This is a genomic window from Pseudoalteromonas sp. BSi20311, assembly GCF_000239875.1.
Lineage (GTDB): Bacteria > Pseudomonadota > Gammaproteobacteria > Enterobacterales > Alteromonadaceae > Pseudoalteromonas.
Window position 1 is genome coordinate 1 of the sequence record NZ_BADU01000126.1, and the last position, 3733, is coordinate 3733.

Annotated in this window: 5 protein-coding genes; all 5 read right to left on the reverse strand. The window is 37.4% G+C overall.

Translation table 11 applies throughout. The features are described 5' to 3' along the window. Nucleotides 1-195, reverse strand: a 195-nt coding sequence (locus P20311_RS18725; RefSeq protein ID WP_138922260.1) for a transposase, incomplete at its 3' end; no start/stop codon positions are given. Nucleotides 196-281: 86 nt separating this feature from the next. After that, complete coding sequence (gene merA / locus P20311_RS13315) at nucleotides 282-1727, reverse strand: mercury(II) reductase (protein WP_008113684.1); 1446 nt, start codon at nucleotides 1725-1727, stop codon at nucleotides 282-284. Between the two features lie 85 nt (nucleotides 1728-1812). Further along, a complete protein-coding gene (locus tag P20311_RS13320) occupies nucleotides 1813-2142 on the reverse strand; it encodes a heavy-metal-associated domain-containing protein (RefSeq protein ID WP_008113685.1) in 330 nt (109 codons plus the stop codon). An 88-nt stretch (nucleotides 2143-2230) separates the two neighbouring features. Beyond that, nucleotides 2231-2584 carry a mercuric transporter MerT family protein gene (locus P20311_RS13325; protein WP_024600839.1) on the reverse strand — a complete coding sequence of 118 codons (354 nt, stop codon included), beginning with the start codon at nucleotides 2582-2584 and terminating at the stop codon, nucleotides 2231-2233. Nucleotides 2585-2684: 100 nt separating this feature from the next. Further along, complete coding sequence (locus P20311_RS13330; RefSeq protein ID WP_008113688.1) at nucleotides 2685-3101, reverse strand: MerR family DNA-binding protein; 417 nt, start codon at nucleotides 3099-3101, stop codon at nucleotides 2685-2687. Between the last annotated feature and the right edge of the window lie 632 nt (nucleotides 3102-3733).

Genomic DNA, 3733 nt, shown 5'->3' on the forward strand with positions numbered 1-3733 from the left:
CGTATTAGAAGAGGGTTTAGACGGTTGAGCTTGAGATTTCTTGACCCATGCTCTAAGTGTTTCTGGGGTACATCCCAGTTTATCTGAAATCGATACTAGCGCAGCCCAAAGAGAAGGGTATTCATGCTGTTGTGTGGTAACAAGCCTAATTGCACGTTCACGAAATTCTGATGTATAGCGATTTGATTTTTTCATAGTTCCAGTTTCTCAAGTTATTGAGTCTCTGGCAAACACGGGGCGATTCAAACAGTAGAGGGCGAACTTCTTCCATATTGTTTTGATTAACCTGCACAACATGAAAGCTCAGTTACATCTTTATTAAAGGTTTGAGCACACAGTTTTAACCCTTCAACCATCGTTAGGTATGGAAATAATTGGTTTGCTAAATCAGTAACGGTCATTTGGTTGCTAATAGCTAATGCTGCACTTTGAATTAACTCTCCACCCTCATGAGATAATATCTGTGCCCCAATAATGCGCTCACTTTTACTCTCCGCTACTAACTTAATAAAGCCATCAGTTTCAAAGTTAGCTAATGCCCTTGGCACATTTTCCATATCCAAAACTCGACTAACAACATCAAGACCTTTAGATATAGCTTGCTCTTCTGATAAACCTACCGTTGCAACTTGTGGGTCAGTGAATACCACGACAGGCATGGTAGATAAATCAAGTATAGCATCACCACCTGTCATATTTATTCCTGCTCTACTTCCTGCTGCCGCTGCTACATAAACAAATTGAGGCATGTTAGAGCAATCACCTGCTGCATAGATATTCGCTATTGATGTCTCCATGCGTTCATTGACTTTGATCGCTCCATTCATTTCTGTTTCAACACCTATACTTTCCAAGCCAAGTTTACCTGTATTAGCAAATCGACCTGTGGATATTAGTAATTTTCTGGCTGTTAATGTTCCCTCATTAGTACCTAATGAGAATAGACTTCCATCATGGCTTACATTATTAGCCTGCGTATTATCTAGGATTTTGATACCTTCATTTTCAAAGCACTCTTTAAGCTTTTCACCTAATAGCGGATCTTCTGAATACAATAATGTATGTCGTGCTAATACAGTTACACAGGTCCCTAAACGAGCATAGGCTTGAGCTATTTCTAGCGCAACAACTGAAGAACCGATGACTATTAAGCTTTCGGGTAACTCTTGTTCAAATAGTGCTTCTGTTGATGTCCAGTAAGGGGTATCTTCTAATCCCTTAATTGGCGGAATTGACGGAGTTGAGCCAGTGGCTATCAATATCCGATCTGCGAGTAGCTCTTCATTAGTGCCATCTGATTTTTGGATAATCAATGTACTTTCGTTTTTAAAACGCGCATAACCTTTAATCAAAGATAATGCAGGGTTTTTCTTTAGAATACTTTCATATTTAGCTTCGCGTAGCTCTTCAACACGAGACTTTTGTTGATGGGCTAGCAGAGCACGGCTTATTTGAGGATTATTATTCTCAAGCCCATCAAAAGGGTTTCTTCGTTGTTGGTGCGCTAATTGTGCTGCACGAATTAAAATTTTTGATGGAACGCATCCTACGTTGACACAACAGCCGCCAATAACATCTGATCCTTCAATAATTGTGACTCTAGCACCATTTTCTGCTGCTTTGATTGCACAAGCAAAGGCACCAGAGCCACTACCAATAATTGCAACATGTAGCTGGTCGCTTTCACTCAGAGAGCAACAGCTTGTTGAACATTGATCCGAAGTCATAATAATTCCTTAAAATTTTGCTGCTATTAATGTTTGGTGCATTTGTTATGGCTAAACTAATCAACAAGCAGTCTTATGCTAAATCTTACTTGGTAGTTTTTACTTTTGCTGGGTAGCCAATATTTGTAGACGCTAATGCAATCGCTTCAATGCTGGTCTTGTTCGGATCAAATAAAACTGTTGCTGTTTTTGCATCATAATCAACTGTAGCTTTTACAACGCCATCTACTTTCTCCATCGCCTTACGCACAGTTATATGACACATCTTGCAGGTCATTTTCTCAATCGAGAAAACTTTAGTAGTTACCTCTTGAGTAGCAACATTACTGGTTACTTCAGAATGTTGCATGGCTAGCGTGTTGCCAAACATAAGCATTGAGCTTAATAGTATTGAAACGGTAATTAATTTTTTCATTGTTTTGCCTTTTTTTAATATCTGTTCTAAGTTAACTGGATTTGTTAAATCGTATTTTCATCAGTCAGTTTTTGTTAATCAATTGCTATTAAGTAATAATGTAATCTGCGTAATAGGGAAAGCTCATCATCACTATAAGAATTATGCTTACAAGCCAAAATATAATGCGCTGATTTCTTAATACTTTAGGGTTTTCGCAAACTGAACCCTCCTCACACTTTTGAGGAGCGATATATAATTTATAAAAAACTACGCCTAAAAAAATGAGGGTAATTGCGGTAAAATACCCGCTATAAGGTTCCATTGCAGTGAGGTTACCTACCCATGCACCGCCTATGCCAAGTGACAGCAATAGCAGTGGTCCAATACAACATGCTGACGCGCCTAAACCAGCGACAATTGCTAATAGTAAAGAACGATTTTGAGTAGGAGAATTCGACATAATTCAATCTCATATAAGGCTAATATAAGATAGTTTACACTCTGGGGTGTAGCACAGAGTCAAGAGGTTAATAAATCATTTTTTGAGAGAGGTAGAAGTGTTATTTTTCTAAAAAGCCTTTTTGAGATAATCCATCGATGAAGCCACAGTGAGTAGTATCATCAGTATGACAAGTTGATATTAAATCGTCTAATGCTATTTGAATAGTCAGTAATCCAGCGATTTGTTGTTGGATTTTATCTCGCTTTTCTTGCGCTAAAGTTTGAACATCACCACAATGTTGATCGCCTAAGGTTAGCAATTGCTTTATTTCCTCTAACGAAAAACCAAGTTGCTGAGCACGCTTTACAAATCGAATTCGATCTACACTTGTATCTGGGTAATGACGAAAACCGCCTAACGGCTTTTCAGGCTCCACTATTAAACCTTTGCGTTGATAATGTCTTATTGTCTCAATATTGACTTCAGCGGCTTTTGCGAGTCGGCCAATGGTTAATGGCGGATTGTTTTTAGTCATTTATACTGCCTTTAAATTAGTTTGTATTTATAGTGCAGAATTGAAAAGGTATTAGGTAGTAAACGTACTATAAACTGCTTTTCATATTATCAAAAGTGAAATTTATTGTAATAATAGGCAAGGCTTTGTGTGCTAGAGCATGTGATGTTAGGCCGCATCAAAGAGTCCAGCTCACACTAATATGAAGAAACGGATATACTTTGAATAGATAGTAAATTCGCGTAGCGAATGTGTACCAATAAAATTTACTCGACAAAAAGAGCGTGGGCTTTTTGTTGCGTATTTTTGTATTGGTGAATACATGTCGCTTAAAAATGAAGACTTGCTTAACAATGTTAAAAGGCAAGCAAAAAGGCTTTCGAAAATTTATCTATTCCGCTTGGGCAAGCCCAATAAATGTAGTTCTATACTTTTGTGGCTGTGAGAACTATAGACAGTTAATTTCTCTATTGAAGTCTGACCTCCTTGAAAATCTAAACCTGATATTAGCAGTTTTACTCTCAAAAGCAGAAGACTGCCTTCTAAAATTTCTCAACACTGATATGAATAATACTTTGTCTCGCTTTTAATAAGGGTTGAAAATATAAAAATAAATGAAAATACTGTTGTTGAAATTTTCGGTATTGAACTAA